Here is a 17627-nt window from a genome sequence, read left to right as displayed (position 1 = left end):
CCACCACCTGACTACGAGACCGGCGCACTGCAGCCAAAATGACAGAACTCTTGCCAACTGTCACCGTAAACCGCCTTGGCCAACTCGTCCATATTGCCCGTTTTGAACGATTTGTAGGCGGCAATTCCGAGAGGAATGTCGAGTGCGAAGCCGGCAACGCCGAGCGCCCTGCCAAATATCCTGCCACTAGGTGCACGAGCGATCCGCGGCTGCTTGTAGGGAACGTGGTCGAACGGCTCGCCAGTGAGATCAGCGACCGCAGCGGTCGACCGGATATTCTTCATCGTATTCGCTGTGGAGTCCGCGAGCCCACGCGAGCGGAGATTCTGGGACACCTTGTTGGTCACGTCATCCTCCTGGAGGCTTCCCCACACCTCAGCGAAGTGCTCTCGAGCGACCTGGACCTCCTCCGCGCTCAAGAGAGCGTTCCCCTTTGCGCCCGCCTTGCGATCAGCCTCAAGGATCAGAGAGTACCTCCTCGCCAGATCCGCGACATCGGTGTGGTGATACCCCCGCCCATTGCGCCCCTCCGTCATGATCCCGGTTCGCAACTCGTAGCTCAGAGCGGTCCCGGCTTTTCCATCGCCGATCACGTTTCGCGCTCCAGGCTTGGCGTAGGTGTCGTTCAAAACCTTCTGCAGCGCCTGGTTCTGGACTGTCGGTGGCCGGGCCGGTGCTGGCTCCTGCGCAGGCACCCGGTTGCCTTCGTCGTCGATGGCGTAGTGCCCGTCGACCTCGACGCGGCTGATCGGGTTGCCGCCGGCGAAGGCGTAGCGGTTGCCGTTCCAGGGGTCGGTGGACAGGCTCAGGTCGGCGAGGGCGCCGGAGTAGTTGTCTCGGGTGAGGAAGCGGTTCAGGCCCGGCGAGTAGTCGCGGAAGCCCATGTCGTAGGACTGCGACGACTGGTCCCAGCGCTTGGCGTTGAAGCGGTAGACGTTGTACGGCTCCTTGCCGGGGTTCTGCGCCTCGGGCTTGTCCACGCCGGTGAAGCGGTCCTCGTCGTTCTTGCCGTACGCCGTGTAGCCGTACGTCGAACGCGTGTCGCCTTCCTCCGAGGTCAACGTCTCCACATCCGAGTGCGGGTTGTAGCCGTAGTAGGAGTCCTCCGCGGTGCCGTCGGCCTTGAACTTCACCTGGGACAGGCGCGAGCCCCACGGCGAGTACTGGTACGACGAGGTGACCTTGCCCGCGACCTCCTCCGACAGCACCTCGCCCGACAGGCCGAGGTAGGAGTAGTTGGTGGTCTTCGTGCCTTCCACCTTCGAGCTGGTGCGGTCGAGGGCGTCGAAGGTGGTCGCGGTGGTCTTGGTGGTGCCGTCGGCCTGCAGTTTGCGGTGCTTCACGATGCGGTCGTAGCCGTCGTAGGTGTTGCGCTCGATCACCGTGTCGGCCGCCGAGACCTGCGACAGGCGGCCGAACGGGTCGTAGGTGTACGACGCGGTCGCGCCGTTCGTGGTCGCCGTCAGCAGCCGGTTCCGGTCGTAGGAGTACGTCGTCGGGACGTCCTTCACGACCTGGGAGATGACGTTGCCGGCCGCGTCGTGGGTGTAGGTCTCGGACGACACCAGCGCCGTACCGGCCGCGTCCTTCTTCTCCACCTTCTTGACCCGGTCCAGAGGATCGAACTCGTAGGTGTAGACGTTCTCCAGGTACGCCGCGTGGTTGTCGGCGTTCTGGACCTTCGCGGTGTCCTTGGTCCGGTGCCCGTTGGCCGAGTACTGCATCGCGTGCTGGGAGACCAGCGTGCCGTTGGACTTCTTCTCGATCTGGGAAGCGACCAGGCCGTCGAGGTAGTAGTCGAAGTCGACGGTGTTGCCGTTGGCCTTCGTCTCCACGTCGGTCTCGCCGCGGGCGGTGTAGGTGTAGCCGGCGGTCTTCGGCGCGGTGTCCGTGGCCGACTTGCCGTTCTTCACCTGCTCGACCAGGTCCCGCACGTCGTAGGTGTACGACGAGAACTGGTCGTCCTTGTCGGCCGCGTCGTCGAAGGTCCGCGTGACCGGCGCGCCGTTCTCGTTGTAGGTGTACGTGGTGGTCTTGAGAAGGGCGGTGCCCTTCTTCTCCTCGACCTTCGCCACCTGGTTCAGGGCGTTGTAGCCGACGACGTAGTCGCTGACCTTGGCACCCGGCTGGGTGTCCGTGATCTGCAGCAGGTTGCCGTTGGTGTCGTACCGGTAGGTGAAGTCCTTCTTCTCCGTGTCCGCCTCACCGGTGTTGTCGCGCACGACCTTCACGGCGTCGGCGGCAACGGTGCCGGTGGCCGCTGGGCCCAGCGTCACCGAGCCGGTCGTCGCCTCGGCGAACGTGAACTCCCCGAGGCTGACCCAGGTTCCGCCGCCGGTCGTCTGGTTGACCGGCTTCGCAACCGGCGCCGACCCCGCCGCGCCGGTGCTCACCGCGTACGGCGCCGCGGTCGACGCGCCGGCCACCGACGGATAGCGAACGTAGACCGTGTACTTCCCGTCGGCCGGTACGTTCAGCTTCCAGGTGTGCTTGTCCGTGCTTCCGGCAGCCGCCGCATGCGTGCGGTAGTTGGTGCCCTGGAACCCGGTACCGGTCGCCGCAACCGGCCACGTTCCGGCAGCCTCGACATCTCCCGTGTCGGAGTTGTCCACCAAGGAGACGTGCAGGCCGACCGGCACCCCGTCGTCACTGCGGGACTTCAGCTTGCCGTCCGGGAAGAAGTCCCACGTCATCGTCCGCGACGACGAGCCGCCCGCGCTGGTCAGCGTCCGCGCGGTCTGCTGGCCGAGCTCGTTGTAGCCGTAGGTCGCCGCGATCTCCCACGGGTCGGTGCTCGACTTGACCCAGCCGTTGTCGAAGTACGCGTACGACGTGTCGTTGCGAACGGTCTGCCCCTCCGAGGCCGGCGCGCTGACCTTGGTCACGTTGCCGATCTCGTCGTAGGTCATCACCGTCTTGTCCGGCGTGTTGTACCGCGCGTCGTCCTTGTCGTACGGCGCGACCTTCTCCTTCGGCCGGTTCAGCGCGTCGTACACGGTGACCTGGGCGAAGTCGTCGGGGTCGTCGGTGGTCTCGACCCCGCGCGGGCTGATCACCTTCGTCTGGTTGCCGACCTGGTCGTACTCCACCTGCGTGGTCCGGTGGACCGGGTTGCCGGCGCCGTCCTTGGTGTGCGGAGTCTTGACCTGCACGGTCTTGCCCCGCTCGTCGAGCGTCATCAGCGTCTTGTTGCCGTCGGCATCCGTCGTGCCGATCACGTTGCCGTCGCGGTCGTACTCCTGCGAGGTGGTCTTGCCGGCCGCATCGGTCGCCGTCTTCGGCCGGTGCGCCTTGTCGTACGTCGTCTTCGACGTGTAGTCCGCCGGATCCGCCGACTTGGACTTGCGCGGGTCCACCACGGTCACGACGTTGCCGACGTTGTCGTACTCGTAGCTGATCTTGTCGTTCTGCGCGTTCGTGACCGAGAGCAGCTGGTACACCTGGTCGTACTGGTACGACGTGACGAAGTCCGCGGGGTCGGGGGTCAGCACGCCCTTGGGCTCGGTCTGCTTCAGCAGGTTGCCGACCACGTCGTACTCGTACTTCGTCTCCCGGTCGGGGTCCGTCGCACTGTCCTTCGGCGCCTTCGACGAGACCAGTTGGTCGGCGTCGTCGTAGGTGCTGGTGCTGACCGCGCCGTTCGGGGCGGTGGCCTGGGTGACGTTGTCGTTGGCGTCGTACACCGGGGCCGGCGTGGTGACGAAGAGGTTCGCGTTCTGGTCCTTCGGCACCTTGCTGGTCAGCGGACGGCCGAACACGTCGTACGTGTAGGTGCTGGTCTTCTGCTTGGCGTCGGTGACCGTCAGCACGTTGCCGCGCACGTCGTAGCCGAAGTCGGTGGACCTGGTGAGTGCGTCGGTGATCCTGGTCGGGTAGCCGGTGTCGTGGTACGCCGGGTACGTCGTGGTGTTGTTGTTGGCGTCCGTGGAGGTCTTGAGCTGCCCCAGGCCGTCGTAGGTGTACTTCGTCGTGTAGTCGCCGGCCGTGGCCGTGGCGTTGCCCTTCGGGTCGGTGACGGAGGTCAGGTTGCCGAGGGTGTCGTAGCCGAACGTCCAGGTCCGTCCTTCCGGACTCACCTTGCGCGCGAGCTCGCCGTAGAAGCCGTGCGCGGCGACGTTGTAGCTCAGCACCGTGGCCGGGGTGCCGTTGGCGTTCGCCTCGGCGTCCTTGATGGTCAGCGGGAAGCCCGTCTTCGGGTCGTAGGTCCAGCTGCTCCTGGCTCCGTTGGGTTCCTCCAGGTCGGTGACGTTGTGGTCACTGTCCCAGGTGAGCTTGGTGACCTCGTTCTTGGCGTTGGTGGTCTGGACCGGCCGGCCGAAGCTGTCCGTCACGTACTTCGTGGTGCGTGGCGTCGCGTCGGTGACCGTCGTCTGCACCGATCCCGTGCCGGGCAGGTAGCCGAACGTCGTGATCTTGCCCAGCCGGTCGGTGAGCTTCTCCAGCTTCCACTTGTCCTTCGGGTCGGTGGTTGCCGCGAAGTACGACAGGTCGGTGGACTTGCCGCGCGGATCGGTGATCCGGACCAGCTTGGTGTTCTTGTTCGTGTTGGTGGCGTCGTAGACGAACTTGAAGGTCTTCGCGCCGGTCGCGCCCGCGCCGTCCACCAGTTCGGCCATCAGGCCCTTGTCGGAGTAGGTGAAGGTGACCTTGCGCCCGGAGATGTCGGTCACCGACTCGACCTGGTCGATGATCTTCGGGTTCGTCAGGTTCGTCGCGGCGGTCTTCACGCCGGCGTCGTTGACGTAGCTGTACGCCTGCCCCTTCTCGAAGTAGTCCAGGGTGAGCGTCCGGCGGCCGGCGTCGTCGGTGATGTAGTCCAGGAACTTGACCGGCTTGTTCGCACTCTTGCGCTCCGAGTAGGTGAACAGCATCTCGTTGCCGTTCTTGTCCCGGATCGCCGACTGGAAGCCCTGGTCGTCGAAGAAGAACTGCGTCCGGTCCGGCCGGGTCAGCGCCCAGGCGCGGTTGATCGAGGTCTTGTTGTCCGGCGGGTCGGCGATCTTCTGCAGGTACAGGTGGACGCCCTTGGGATGGTCGTAGTCCCACTTCGTCTCGTCCGTCGTACCGTGCTTGTTCAGCGCGAACGTGTGACTCGTACCGTCCCCGTCGGTGAGGGTGATCTCGGTCGGCCAGCGCTGGCCGCGCGGATGGAAGTCCAGCGCCGAGCCGAGGCGGTTCAGCGTCGAGGTGGACAGGGACCAGCCGTAGCCCATCGACGAGGCGGAGGTGTCCAGGCTGTTGTAGGTCATCCGCACGAACGTCGACGCACCCCGGCTCGGGTTGGTCAACGCGTTGTAGCCGAAGGCCACGTTGCCGGTGGCCAGGTTCACCATCGCGGACGATCCGGAGCCGGTGTTCTTGCCGGCGTACTGGTAGAACTTCTCCAGGCCCAGCTGGTCCGACGTCGGATCCTCCACGGCGGCGTTCTGGGCGAGTGCCCCGACACCACCGGACGTCTTGGACAGCCACGCACCGGTCACCTTGTTGCGCAGGTCCCACTGGAGAACGAAGTCCTCCCGCTTGTTGCTCGGGTCGGCTGCGACCGGACTCTTCACCTGGGCACTCACCTTGACCGCCGCTCCAGGAGCGAGATCGGCCGGCAGCGCGGTGTCGAGCCGGTTGGTCGCCGAGGTCACCTCGGTACCGTCGGGCAGCGCCCAATGGTAGGACAGCGCGTAGTCCGACGCCTTCAGCGCGAAGGCCTGCGTGTTGGTGACGGTCACGTCCACCGGGTACTGCGCTGCCGGCTCCTGCCGCTGCGGGGTCTTCGGCGCGTGGTAGGCCGATTCGGGGGTCTTCGCGAGGTAGGTCACCTTGAGCACCGGACGCAGCTCCGGCTCGGAGGCCTCGGCGCTGAGGAACAACCCGTGCCCGGTGGTGGTCTCGGTCGCCTGCTTCACCAGGAAGCCGTGCTCGGTGCCGGGCGAGTTGACCCAGCTCTGCACAGCGGTCTTCGCCTGCCACCAGTGCCAGGTCGGGTCCGGTCCCATGTTGGCGGCCGGCACGTAGTCCAGGGATGCGCCGAAGTCGCCGCCCGGCGCCGTCCACGCCGTGGCCGTGCTCGCCCGCTGCCAGGTGGTGGTGGACTCGACGATGGTTTTGCTCAGGGCATGCGCGTTGAGCTGCGCGGCGCCGCCTTCGTAGTGCGCCTTCCAGAGCCCCAGCTTGGCGTCGAGGATCGTGGAGCCGGCCGGAACCGCGCTGGTCACCGTGCCGAAGTTCACCACGGCCCGGGTGGTGCCGTAGGTACCGTTGGTGCCCACCTCGAGCCAGGCCTTGCCTTCGAGCTTGTCGAGGTTGGTCGCGTACTGGGTGCTCGACAGGGTCGAGTCGGCGGCGTTCTGGAAGTACTTGACCACCTGCCCGGCCTTCGGCAGCCGCGCCATCCGGGTGGCCGATGCCGTGAGGCGGCCGTCCTTCGTCCTCACCGCGATCATGTAGTAGTAGCCGTCACCCTCGTCGGACGTGTCGCTGGCAGGCGTCGGCTCGGCACTGGTGTCGGCGTACGTCGTCGTTCCCGGCGCGACCGGGGCGACCAGCGTGTCGGCGGTCGGAACGAAGTTCTGCCGGACGCTGCGGTGGACCTGGTACTCCACCAGGTCGTCCGCGGTGCTGCTGCTCGGATCGGCGTACGTGCTCCAGCTCAGGGTCGCCCCGGTCGCCGCGATCGTCGTCGGCATCGCCAGCGTGACGCCCGGTCGGCCGTAGGTCAGCAGGAGCTTGGGCCGGTTCGCGTGCCGGTGCAGATCGGAACCGTTGTAGGCGTACTCGCTCGCCTGGTAGACCGGTCCACCACGGTTCAGGGTCTCGTCGGTCGCCTTGACCACCATGCCGTGGTTCGCGGTCCCGTTCAGCCACGACTGCACCATCGACCGCACGCTGAAGGTGTGCCAGGTGCTGCTCTCGCCGGCCTCCTTCGTGTCGTAGGCCCGCTTGATGAACCGCATCGTGTCCGCGGTCGTCACCTTGCTCGCCACGTCGCCCATGGAGGCGCGGTAGGCGCCCCCGGCCGTGAACGGCAGCGTGGCCAGCGGCTTCACCACGTTCCCGGTCCCCAGCGTCTGGTTGACCAGGTACGCGGTGGTGCCGCTGCCGTGCACGACCGAGTACGGCGTGTTGGTGGCGCGGTCGGCGCCCTGGAGGTACCCGGCCGAGACCTCGTAGTTCCCGGTCTCGGTGATGTCGGGGTACCAGCTGAACGACGAACCGGTGGCGGCGTCGTTCTGGTACTTGTACCCGCCGCCGTCAGCGAGCGCCGATGTGCCCGCCAGCCAAGGGCCGACCATCGAGGTGCTGCCGGTGTGGCTGTCGTCGACGTACGACATGTTGTAGCCGACGCTGCCGAGCGTGGTGTTGGCCGGCGAGTTCCAGTTGACCGTCGACTCCGACCACGCGGACGTCGCCTGGCGGGCCTCGAGCTGCACGGCGTTCTCGTTGGTCTGGAACGTTTGGTCGAAGTACAGCTTGAGCTGCGCCGCGTCGATCTGGGTCCCGGCCGGGACGCTGGACAGGTCGAACTTGAGCAGGCTCCGGCGCTTCGCCGCGGCCGTCGTACCGGCGTACAGGCCGGTGATGCCGCCGTAGTTGGTGGTTGCCGCGCCGGAGTCGACCATGGCGTCCTGGGCCTGGTCGGGAGCCGGCTCGAGCGCGATGGTCGGGTCGATCACCACCGGGTACTGCCGATCGGGACTGTTCAGCCAGTCCGCGTCCGCCCGCACGGTGATGTCGATGTTCGCGCCTCGCTGGCTGACGGTCTGCGTCACCTCGTCGCTGAACGCCTTGCCGTACGGCGAGGCCGCGTCGTCGCGGGCATCGGTCATGTACGGCCGCGGCATCGTGAACAGCGGTCCACCGAGGCCGCTGCTGCGGTGGAACGCGATCGACCCGTCGCCCTGCGGCCGAGCCTGCACGCCGGCCAGCTTCAGGCTGAAGGTGTACGTCGGGTCGGCAGGTGCCGACGCCAGCACGATGCTCTCCTTCAGCTGGTCAGGCCCCACCTGGTAGACCAGATCGGCGTCACCGAAGTAGTCGGCGTAGGTGACGGTGTCACCGGCGGCCGACGGAACCGGTGTCCTGGTGCCGGTCGCGCCGAGGGTCAGGCCGCGCCCGTCCACGTCGAAGCGCACCAACTGGTCGGCCTGCTTGCCGAAGTAGCTGCGAAAGCTGTTGGTCTCGTTCGCGTAGGCGAAGCCTGCGGCGCGACTGGCCTTCACCGTGGTGTCGATCTCCTGCAGGCTGCCGTCCGCCGCCCGGAAGTGCACCGGCTCGCTGGACAGCTCGGCCTGCGTCCTGCCGTCGGCCAGCTGAAAGAGCTTGCCGTTCGCGGTTCGCTGGGTCACGAGCTCCTTCACCCGGCGCCCGTCACGCTTCACGGTGGGCGGCGGCTGCTCGTTCCGCGGGACCCCGGCCGGCAGGACCGGCTTCAGCTCGGGCTCGGGCTGGCCGGACTGACTGCGCCAGCCCTGGATCTCGGCCGGCACCGCGGCCGCTGCGGGCTCGGCGAACGCCTGCACCTGAAGGGTCGACGCCAGCACGGCGACGGAGACCGCAACAGGCAGGAAAAGACGACGGATACGCGACATGACGGGGCGGTCTCCTTCGAGCTTCCCGAGGCGCCTCACGGTGAGTCACCGAGCGTCGGGCAGAGAGGGGCTGCTCGACCGTCGGCCGAGTGCGAGGATGATGGCAGCCGCACCAAGCGGTTCACCATCGTTACCGGGCAGTCATGTCACTACCTGCAGCTCTGTAACGTCCGGGCCGTCATTTCCGATCGCGCGCGCCGTCAGGTTCCATCGATGCGGCGCTGCGTGCGAGCAGCTCGTCGGTGCGTGCGGTCGAGCACAGGATTTCCCTTGTGTGGTGTCTTGTTCACACCGAGTGACCCCTGTCGGGGCGGCGAAAATCAGGGGTAGTATCCCGCGCTTGTGAAGTCGTCTTCTGTGGGTGGGCCGGTGTTCGTGGATGCTTCCGGGCGTCGGCATCGCAGGATTCGGATCGCGGGGGCGAGTCTGGCGGTGCCGGCGGTGGTGTATCTGGCGTTGCTGGGCAGCAGTCTGGTCGGCGGGCCTCGGCCCGATCTGCAGTTCGTGCCGTTGCCGGGGGATGCCGAGCCGCGGTCGGACCATCGGCCGCGGGTGAAGCCGACGCCGAGTCCCGGTCAGCGGGAGACGCCGGACGACGAGGACCGGCCGACGACGGAGGCCTCCGATCAGGTTTCGCCGACCGCGGAACCGCGAGAGCCGACCTCGACACCGACGAAGGTTCCGACACCGGCCTCGGTGCCGACCTCGACCTCGACGTCGGCGCCTGCGCCGACTCCGACACCCACGATCGCGCCTACGCCGCCGCGCCCCACGCCCAGCAGCACGCCGACGCCGGCAGATCCGACGGTGACCGCCACGAACACCCCTGGGCGCGGTAAACCGACCGCGCCGCCTGGGCGGACGAAGTCGCCGTCCAAGCCGTGAGCCGTCGACCGGCCCCGCGGCGGGCACGGCAACTGCCGTTGCGCACGCACTGGATCGTGCTCACCCTGCTCCTGATCTGCTTGACCGGAGCACTGGCCCTGCACGGCTACACCAATCACCTTTTCGGCCACGCCCCGGACGGCGAGCGGCAGGCCGGCGGAAGTCGTTCGACCGTGCCCGCAGCCATCGCCGCCGGCGGTCCGGTGATCGACGCCGCGCCCGGCGGCGATCGGTCGATGCGCCCGAAGGCGAGCACGATCGCGCTCACCTTCGACGACGGGCCCGATCCGGAGTGGACGCCGAAGGTGCTCGACCTGCTGCAGCGCCGCAACGTCAAGGCGACGTTCTTCGTGGTCGGCACCCAGGTCGCCGAGCACCCGGACCTGACCCGTCGCATAGTTGCCGAAGGCCACCAAATCGGCGTGCACACGCTCACCCACGCCGATCTCGGCGCGGCACCCGGCTGGCGGCGGTCCCTGGAGCTGCGGCAGACCGAGCTGATCCTGGCCGGCGCCACCGGATTCCGTACGCCGCTGCTCCGGCCGCCGTACTCGTCGGAGGCCTCGGCGCTCACCGACACCGAGTGGGCCGCGATCCGCGCCGCCCGTCGAGCCGGGTACCTGACGATCCTGACGACTCTGGACAGCAAGGACTGGCGGCGGCCCGGCGTCGACGCGATCGTCGCCAACTCGACCCCGAAGGGCACCGCCGGGCAGGTGCTGCTGATGCACGACTCGGGCGGCGATCGTAGCCAGACCCTGGCCGCGCTCGACAAGCTCATCCCGGCCGTCCAGGCGCGCGGTTTCCGGTTCACGACCGTGAGCGATTCGGTCGCACTGCCCGCGCCTGTGCTGCGGGCCGGAACCGCCGAGCGGATCCAAGGCCTCGCGGTGATCGGCGCGATCCGGCTCAGCGAGGGCGTGCTGGCCGTCATCACCTGGCTGCTGTACGCCGCTGGCGCGCTGAGCGTACTCCGGGCGCTGACCACCGTGGTCGCGGCCAGGCGGCACGCCCGGGAGCGGTACTGGATCTGGGGCGACGGTCCGCCGGTGACCGATCCGGTGACGGTGATCGTCCCGGCGTACAACGAGGCGGCCGGGATCGAAGCGGCGGTCCGCTCGCTGATCGCCTCGGACCACCCGATCGAGGTGATCGTGGTCGACGACGGGTCGACCGACGGCACGGCCGACCTGGTCGAGGCGCTGCGACTCCCCGGCGTCCGGGTGATCCGGCAGCCGAACGCGGGCAAGCCGGCCGCCCTCAACACCGGTCTGCTGGCGGCGTCGCACGAGCTGGTCGTGATGGTCGACGGCGACACCGTGTTCGAGCCGGACGCCGTCCGCTGGCTGGTCCAGCCGTTCGCCGACGCGGCGGTCGGCGCGGTGTCGGGCAACGCCAAGGTGGGCAACCGCCGGGGACTGCTCGGCCGCTGGCAGCACATCGAGTACGTCGTCGGCTTCAACCTGGACCGGCGCTTGTTCGACCTGGCCGAGTGCATGCCGACCGTACCGGGCGCGGTCGGCGGGTTCCGGCGCAGCGCACTGCAGCGGATCGGCGGGCTCAGCGACGTCACGCTGGCCGAGGACACCGACCTGACGATGGCGTTGTGCCGCGACGGCTGGCGCGTGGTGTACGAGGAGCGGGCGGTCGCCTGGACCGAGGCTCCGGCGTCGCTCGGCGCGCTCTGGCGGCAGCGTTACCGGTGGTGCTACGGCACGCTGCAAGCGATGTGGAAGCACCGCGGCGCGTGGCTGCAGGGTGGCCAGTCCGGCAAGCTGGGCCGGCGCGGGCTCACGTACCTGATGCTCTTCCAGGTGCTGCTGCCGCTGCTGGCGCCCGTCGTGGACGTCTTCGCCCTCTACGGCCTGGTGTTCCTGAACCCTTGGCGCGTCCTGGGCGTGTGGGCCGGCTTCCTGGCTCTCCAGGTGGCGATGGGCCTGTACGCGTTCCGGCTCGACGGCGAGCGGCCCGGGCCCCTGTGGAGCCTGCCCCTGCAGCAGTTCGTGTACCGCCAACTGATGTACCTGGTGGTCATCCAGTCGGTGTTCACCGCGCTGGCCGGGAATCGGCTGGGCTGGCAGCGGATGGAGCGCTACGGAAGCCTCACCACACCACCCGGAGCAGCGGACGACCTGGTCGGCGCACAGCGCTGACCAGGTCGCCCAAGGAACATCAGCTGACCGCGACGCCCTTGACGGCGCTCACGGTGGTGGCGTGGTCGGCGTCGGCGAGCCAGACGACTCGGTAGTACGACGTGCCGCGCAGGGTGGGTTTGATGGTGAAGGCGTAGTTGCCGGTGGTGTTGAGCTTGGTGGTGGCGACGGTCGGCCAGTTCGGGCCGGTGAGGCGCTGCAGGTAGACCGTGGTGTCGGGGTGCTGCGGGCGGAGGTAGCCGTAGACCGGGGTGGTGGTTCCCAGCTTCACCGCGGTGGCCAGGTTGATGGCGATCGTGGGCTTGACCTCGATGGTGGCGTTGCCGCTGCGGGAGCCGAGCAGGTCGGGCGAGCCGTTGTAGCCCCACGCGTAGACCGTCGACACGGTCGGCTTCTGCACCGACTTGGCCTGGCCGGAGGTGTCCGAGGTGACCCGGGCGACCTCACGCCAGGAGGAGCTGTTCTTCGCCCGGGCGTAGAGCGACAGCGGCACGCCGGCGAGCGAGGCGCCGGAGTCCTTGCGGGTGGCGCGGGTGGAGAGAGTGACCGAACCGCCGTAGCTGATCGCCGAAGCACTGGCCGAGATGGTCGAACCGGTGCCGATCAGAACGGTGTCGACGCCAGGCCCGATCTTGCCGGTGCTGTCCTTCACCCAGGCGCGGAACGCGTAGCTGGTGGCGTTGGCCAGGCCGGTCGCCGTGATGGAGGTCGCGGTGCCGGCGTAGACCGCCGTACCGACGTTCGGCAGTGGCGGCGGGGTGGTGCCGGTGTTGCGGCGGACGATGACCTGGCCGAGCGTGGTGCCGGCCGGGACCGTCCACTGCAGGCTCGCCGTCGTGTGGCCGCCGGTCGCGTCGAAGCCGGTCACCGGTGCGGGCGGCGCGGTCAGGTTCACCGCGTTGCTGTCGATGCTGATCTTCACGCCGCCGTGCGTCTCGTCGTGCGGGCCCGAGTACTGGTGCACCCGCTGCCGGTTGGTCCAGTACGACGCCGGGATGTACTTGTCGTCGGTGGTGTTGGTGACGTTGTTCCAGCGGGCGAACCAGAGGTTGTCCGGTCGCGTGTACGCCGGGTTGTTGTACTCCGCGGACAGGTCGACACCGCCCGAGGCCGCTCCGACGTAGGTGCCGCCGACGTAGCCGCGGGTGTTCAGCTCGAGCGTCCAGCCGCTGAGGTAGGACAGCACCGCGGCCTTGCAGGCGGCCGTCGACGGGTAGTTCTCGATGTCGCTGTAGATCGCGCTGCGCTGGGCGAAGCCGAGCGCCTGGGCGGCGACGACGGCGTTGGCCGCGGCGGTCCGGCCCTGCGCCCGCGCGGTCGCCGGGTCGGCCGACATCTTGCTGGAGAAGGTGGTGCACGGCGCCTGCATGCCGACGTCGATCAGCAGGAACTGCCAGCCGTTGGCGGCGTTGGCGGCCACCCACTCCGGGGTCAGGTTCGGCTGGTCGCAGGCACGCAGCCCGCCGCTGATGTAGATGCCCACGGCCTTGTAGCCCGAGTTCGGGTACCGCCAGGCGTTCATCGCGGTCTGGCTCGGCGCCGTGCAGGTGTCGAACGCGAAACCGCCCTGGAGGTTGCCAGTAGCAACAACAGACGGGGTGGCGGCGGCAGCGCGGGGCTGCGCGATCCGGCTGGCCTTGGCCGTCACCCGGCCGGTGCCGAGCACCTCACGGGCGGCGTCGGCTCCGCCGGGCGCGTAGTACGCCGTGGCGAGTACGCCGGCGTCCTGCACGGCCTGCTGCAGCTCGCCGTCGGTGGAACGGGCCGCCTTGGTCAGCGGCTCCAGGATCAGGCCCTGAGCACGTCCGGTCAGGTGAGCAGGGCAGTCGCTCTGCGCGGTGCTGCGGCCGAGGTACACGGCCGGGCGGTCGAGCCGCACGCAGGCGGTCGGGTCGGCCGCCAGGTCGACCACCGGCCAGTCGGCCGGCACGGTCACCTCGTAGCCACGGTACGAGACCGTCCGGTCACTCACGGCGTACGCCGGGCTGATGCCCGACGCAAGTACCGCTACGGGGACAGCAAGTTTCCACAACCTCACGAGTAAATCTCCTCACAGTGCCGAAGCGGCCGAGCGTGAGTCTCCCAGCTCCACAGGGCCAGCGCCTGAGTATTTCCCCTTGTTGCAACGATCGGCCGTGGTCCGAAGGTTTTCCCTCGACCGCGCACGGTCCGCATCCGATCACTTCCGAATCGGCGCGGGAGCGCGCAATATTCCGGCACCCGGCCGCCCGCCTGTGGCCCGATCCCGAGGAGCGCAGCGATGCGAATCCACCTCACTCGACCTCGCGTGCTGGCCGTGCTGCTGGCCGGCACCGCTCTCACGTTCAGTCCGCTCGGCGGGCAGGCGACCGCGCACCTGCCGGCCGAAGGCTTGTCCAACCCGTGCTTCACGCCGGCCGATGCCGCCGCGAAGGGCGGCCACGGTCCCGATACCCGGGAGATCAGCGCCACCGAGCAGCGGCAGATCGAGGCCCGCACGGCCCAGCTGCTCAAGGCGAAGGCCGCCCGCGGCGTCGGCGTACCGAAGGGCGCGCTCGCGGCCGCGAACGTCCCGGTCTACGTCCACGTGATGCGGGACGCGGCCGGCAACGGCGACGTCACCGACAGCCAGATCTCCCAGCAGATCGCCGTGCTGAACAACACCTTCGCCGGCGGGGAGTCGACAGCCGCGGCCAACACCGGCTTCAGCTTCAGCCTGGCCGGCACGTACCGCTACAACAACACCCAGTGGCACCAGGACAAGCAGAGCAGCACCTACCGCAAGCAGACCCGCAAGGGCGGCGCGAACGCGCTGAACATCTGGCTGGTCGACTTCGGCTACCTGGGCATCGCGACCTTCCCCTGGGACTACCAGAGGCAGCCGGGCATCGACGGCATCCGGGTGCAGTACACCTCGCTGCCGGGCGGTTCGGAGCCGAACTACAACCTCGGTGAGACCGCGACCCACGAGGCCGGTCACTGGTTCGGGCTGTACCACACCTTCCAGGGCGGCTGCACGACCACGAACGACGAGGTGGCCGACACCCCGGCCCAGGGCAGCCCCACCAACGGCTGCCCGACCGGCCGGGACTCCTGCTCGCTGCCCGGCCTGGACCCGATCCACAACTACATGGACTACTCCTACGACTCCTGCTACAACCAGTTCACCCCGGACCAGAGCACCCGGATCAGCACCATGTGGACGGCGTACCGCGCCTGACCCGGCCTCGGCCGTTTGAGGGGTCACCCCTCGAACGCAGGGTTGGCCCACCGGAATTCGGTGGGCCAACCCTGCACATCGGGGGTTAACCCCTCAGAGGATGTAGCGGTCGCCGGGGCGCACGATGCGGAACCAGCGGCAGCCGTACGGCTCCAGCTCCAGCTGGACCGTGCCGTCCTCGGCGATCTCGGCCGCGTTCGACTGCAGCAGGTCCACCGCCCGGACGCCGACGCCGCTGCCGGCCACCGCGAGCGTGACGGTTGCCGGCTCGTCGGCGAAGTTGTGCACGGTGACGACGGTCCCGCCCTCGCAGTCCGTGCGGTGCGCGAACACCGACGGCGACTCGTGCTCCAGGATCGTGCTGTCGCCCCAGGACAGCTCCGGCGTCTCCCGGTAGCGCTGGATCAGCAACTTGATCCAGTTCAGCAGGGAGTCCGGGTCACGCCGCTGCGCCGCGACGTTGACGTGCTCCGGGGACAGCTCGCCCTCGACCACCGGCCCGGCCAGGTCGGCCGGGTCCGCGGTCGAGAAGCCACCGGTCGGCCCGTCGGTCCACTGCATCGGCGTCCGTACGGCGTTGCGTCCCTCCGCCGCCAGGTTCTCGCCCATGCCGATCTCCTCGCCGTAGAACAGCACCGGCGTGCCCGGCAATGAGAAGAGCAGGCTGTACACCATCTTCAGCCGGCGCAGGTCGTTGCCGAGCATCGGCGGCAGCCGCCGGCGCAGGCCACGCCCGTAGAGCTGCATGTTCTCGTCCGGGCCGAAGGCGGCGAACACCTCGTTGCGCTCCGCGTCGCTGAGCTTGTCCAGCGTCAGCTCGTCGTGGTTGCGCACGAACGTGCCCCACTGCCCTTCCTCCGGCGGCGCCGGCCGCTCCCGCAGCGCCGCGACCAGTTCGGCCGGGTCCTGCCGGGCCAGCGCGAGGTACATCTTCTGCATGCCGATGAAGTCGAAGCACATCGTCAGCTCGTCGCCGTCCTCGTCACCGAAGAACTGACGGGTCTCCTTGTACGGCAGGTTGACCTCGCCGAGCAGCACCGCCTCACCGCTGCGCCGGCTGAGGAACGCGCGCAGGTCCCGCAGGTAGTCGTGCGGGTCCGGCAGGTTGGCGGCGTCCGTCGCGCCCCCGGTGTCCAGCAGGAACGGCACCGCGTCCACCCGGAACCCGGAGATGCCCAGCTGCAGCCAGAAGCCGATCACCCGGATGATCTCGTCGCGGACCTCCGGGTTCGCGATGTCCAGGTCCGGCTGGTGCTTGTAGAACTGGTGCAGGTAGTACTGCCCGGCCTGCTCGTCGTACTGCCACAGGCTGTCCTCCTGGTCGGGGAAGACGACGCCCTCCTTCGCGTTCTCCGGCGGCTCGTCCCGCCAGACGTACCAGTCGCGGTACGGCGACTCGCGGGACGCCCGGGCACTCTGGAACCACGGGTGCTGGTCGGACGTGTGGTTGACGACCAGGTCGGCGATGACCCGCATCCCGCGGTCCTTGGCCAGCGTGATCAGCTCGACCAGGTCGCCGTGCGTGCCGAGGCGGGAGTCCACGCCGTAGAAGTCGGTGATGTCGTAGCCGTCGTCGCGGTCCGGCGTCGGGTAGAACGGCATCAGCCACAGGCAGGTGACGCCGAGGTCGGCCAGGTGGTCGATGCGCTGGGACAGCCCACGGATGTCCCCGCGGCCGTCCCCGTCGGTGTCGAAGAAGGTCTCGATGTCCAGGCAGTAGACGACGGCGTTCTTCCACCAGACGTCAGCGGTTCGAGTCAGTCTCACGGGCGGGTCACCTCCAGCTGGGGCAGGACCTTCGTGCCGAACACGTCGATCCACTCGGTCTGCTCCTGGCCGACGTGGTGCAGGTAGATCGCGTCGAAGCCGAGAGCGGCGTACTCGTTCAGCCACTCCGCGTGCCGGCCCGGGTCGGAGGAGATCCGGACGGTCTTGTGCATCGCCTCGGCGGGGACCTGCTCGGCGGCCAGGTCGAAGGACTCGGCGGTGTCGACGTCCCAGCACAACGGCGGCGGGAAAACGTTCGAGCGCCACTGGTCGTGTGCCAGCGCCAGCGCCTTGTCCTCGTCGGCGGCGTAGCTCAGGTGCACCTGCAGGCAGACCTTGCCGCGGCCACCCGCCTCCTTGTACACCGCGATCAGTCGGCGCAGGGTGTCGGCGTCGGCGTTGACCGTGATCAGCCCGTCGGCCCAGCCGGCGCACCACTTCGCCGTCTGCTCCGACACCGCGGCGCCGAGCAGCGCGGGTGGTTCGTCGGGCCGGGTCCAGACCTTGGCCCGGTCCACCGTGACCAGTCCGTCGTGGCTGACCTCTTCGCCCTGCAGCAGGCGGCGGATCACGTCGACCGACTGGGCGAGCCGTTCGGTGCGCAGCTCCTTGCGTGGCCACGCGGCACCGGTGATGTGCTCGTTGCTGGCCTCCCCGGTCCCGAGCGCGGCCCAGAACCGGCCGGGGTACATCGATCCGAGCGTGCCGATGGCCTGCGCGATGATCGCCGGGTGGTAGCGCTGGCCGGGGGCGTTGACCACCCCGAAGCTGAGATCGGTGGCCTGCAGTGCGGCGCCGAGCCAGGACCAGGCGAAGCCGGACTGACCTTGCCGTGCGCTCCACGGGCTGAAGTGGTCCGAGCACATCGCCGCGGTGAAGCCGGCCTGTTCGGCCCGCACCACCGCTTGCAGCAGGTCGGCGGGCGGGACCTGTTCGTGCGAGGCATGGAAACCATAGACAGTCATGCACGTTCCCGTTCCCGCCTGGGCGCGCCTCCACACCCCCGGCACGCCGGAGCGCGCTTTCCCGGCGTCCCGGCCG

7 protein-coding genes are annotated in these 17627 nt (G+C 68.7%); 2 read left to right on the top strand and 5 right to left on the bottom strand.

Annotation, left to right across the window (positions count from 1 at the left end; translation table 11 throughout):
* Positions 1-11: 11 nt before the first annotated feature.
* Together KFLA_RS03655 and KFLA_RS03650 are read right to left on the bottom strand one after the other, a co-directional pair.
* Positions 12-8582 carry a golvesin C-terminal-like domain-containing protein gene (locus KFLA_RS03655; RefSeq protein WP_012918409.1) on the bottom strand — a complete coding sequence of 2857 codons (8571 nt, stop codon included), beginning with the start codon at positions 8580-8582 and terminating at the stop codon, positions 12-14.
* A gap of 626 nt (positions 8583-9208) precedes the next feature.
* Positions 9209-9400: a hypothetical protein gene (locus KFLA_RS03650; RefSeq protein ID WP_012918408.1), complete on the bottom strand. Its 192-nt coding sequence runs from the start codon at positions 9398-9400 to the stop codon at positions 9209-9211.
* Between the two features lie 63 nt (positions 9401-9463).
* Between KFLA_RS03650 and KFLA_RS03645 the strand changes: the two genes are divergently transcribed.
* Entirely contained in the window at positions 9464-11620 is a 2157-nt protein-coding gene (locus KFLA_RS03645; protein WP_272941286.1) for a bifunctional polysaccharide deacetylase/glycosyltransferase family 2 protein, read from the top strand.
* 19 nt (positions 11621-11639) lie between these two features.
* On the opposite strand, the gene KFLA_RS03640 is transcribed toward KFLA_RS03645, so the two are convergent.
* Entirely contained in the window at positions 11640-13592 is a 1953-nt protein-coding gene (locus KFLA_RS03640) for a DUF1906 domain-containing protein (RefSeq protein ID WP_237706716.1), read from the bottom strand.
* Between the two features lie 288 nt (positions 13593-13880).
* Here KFLA_RS03640 and KFLA_RS03635 point away from each other — a divergent pair, with 288 nt between their 5' ends.
* The gene (locus KFLA_RS03635) at positions 13881-14819 is read left to right on the top strand and encodes a zinc metalloprotease (protein ID WP_012918405.1); all 939 of its coding nucleotides are present in this window, start codon (positions 13881-13883) and stop codon (positions 14817-14819) included.
* A 93-nt stretch (positions 14820-14912) separates the two neighbouring features.
* Here KFLA_RS03635 and KFLA_RS03630 read toward each other — a convergent pair whose 3' ends face one another.
* A complete protein-coding gene (locus tag KFLA_RS03630) occupies positions 14913-16586 on the bottom strand; it encodes an alpha-amylase family protein (protein WP_012918404.1) in 1674 nt (557 codons plus the stop codon).
* Entirely contained in the window at positions 16583-17551 is a 969-nt protein-coding gene (locus KFLA_RS03625; protein ID WP_012918403.1) for a TIGR03885 family FMN-dependent LLM class oxidoreductase, read from the bottom strand. Before KFLA_RS03625 ends, KFLA_RS03630 begins: the two co-directional genes overlap by 4 nt.
* Positions 17552-17627 lie beyond the last annotated feature (76 nt).

The organism is Kribbella flavida DSM 17836 (genome assembly GCF_000024345.1).
GTDB classification, from domain to species: domain Bacteria; phylum Actinomycetota; class Actinomycetes; order Propionibacteriales; family Kribbellaceae; genus Kribbella; species Kribbella flavida.
The sequence above is the reverse complement of the archived record's forward strand: the minus strand, read 5'-3'. Positions and strand labels throughout refer to the sequence as shown.

Excerpts from the sequence above, each read along its gene's own strand:
- KFLA_RS03635 (WP_012918405.1), top strand. The coding sequence starts at position 13,881 with ATGCGAATCCACCTCACTCGACCTCGCGTGCTGGCCGTGCTGCTGGCC.
- KFLA_RS03655 (WP_012918409.1), bottom strand. The coding sequence starts at position 8,582 with ATGTCGCGTATCCGTCGTCTTTTCCTGCCTGTTGCGGTCTCCGTCGCC.
- KFLA_RS03625 (WP_012918403.1), bottom strand. The coding sequence starts at position 17,551 with ATGACTGTCTATGGTTTCCATGCCTCGCACGAACAGGTCCCGCCCGCC.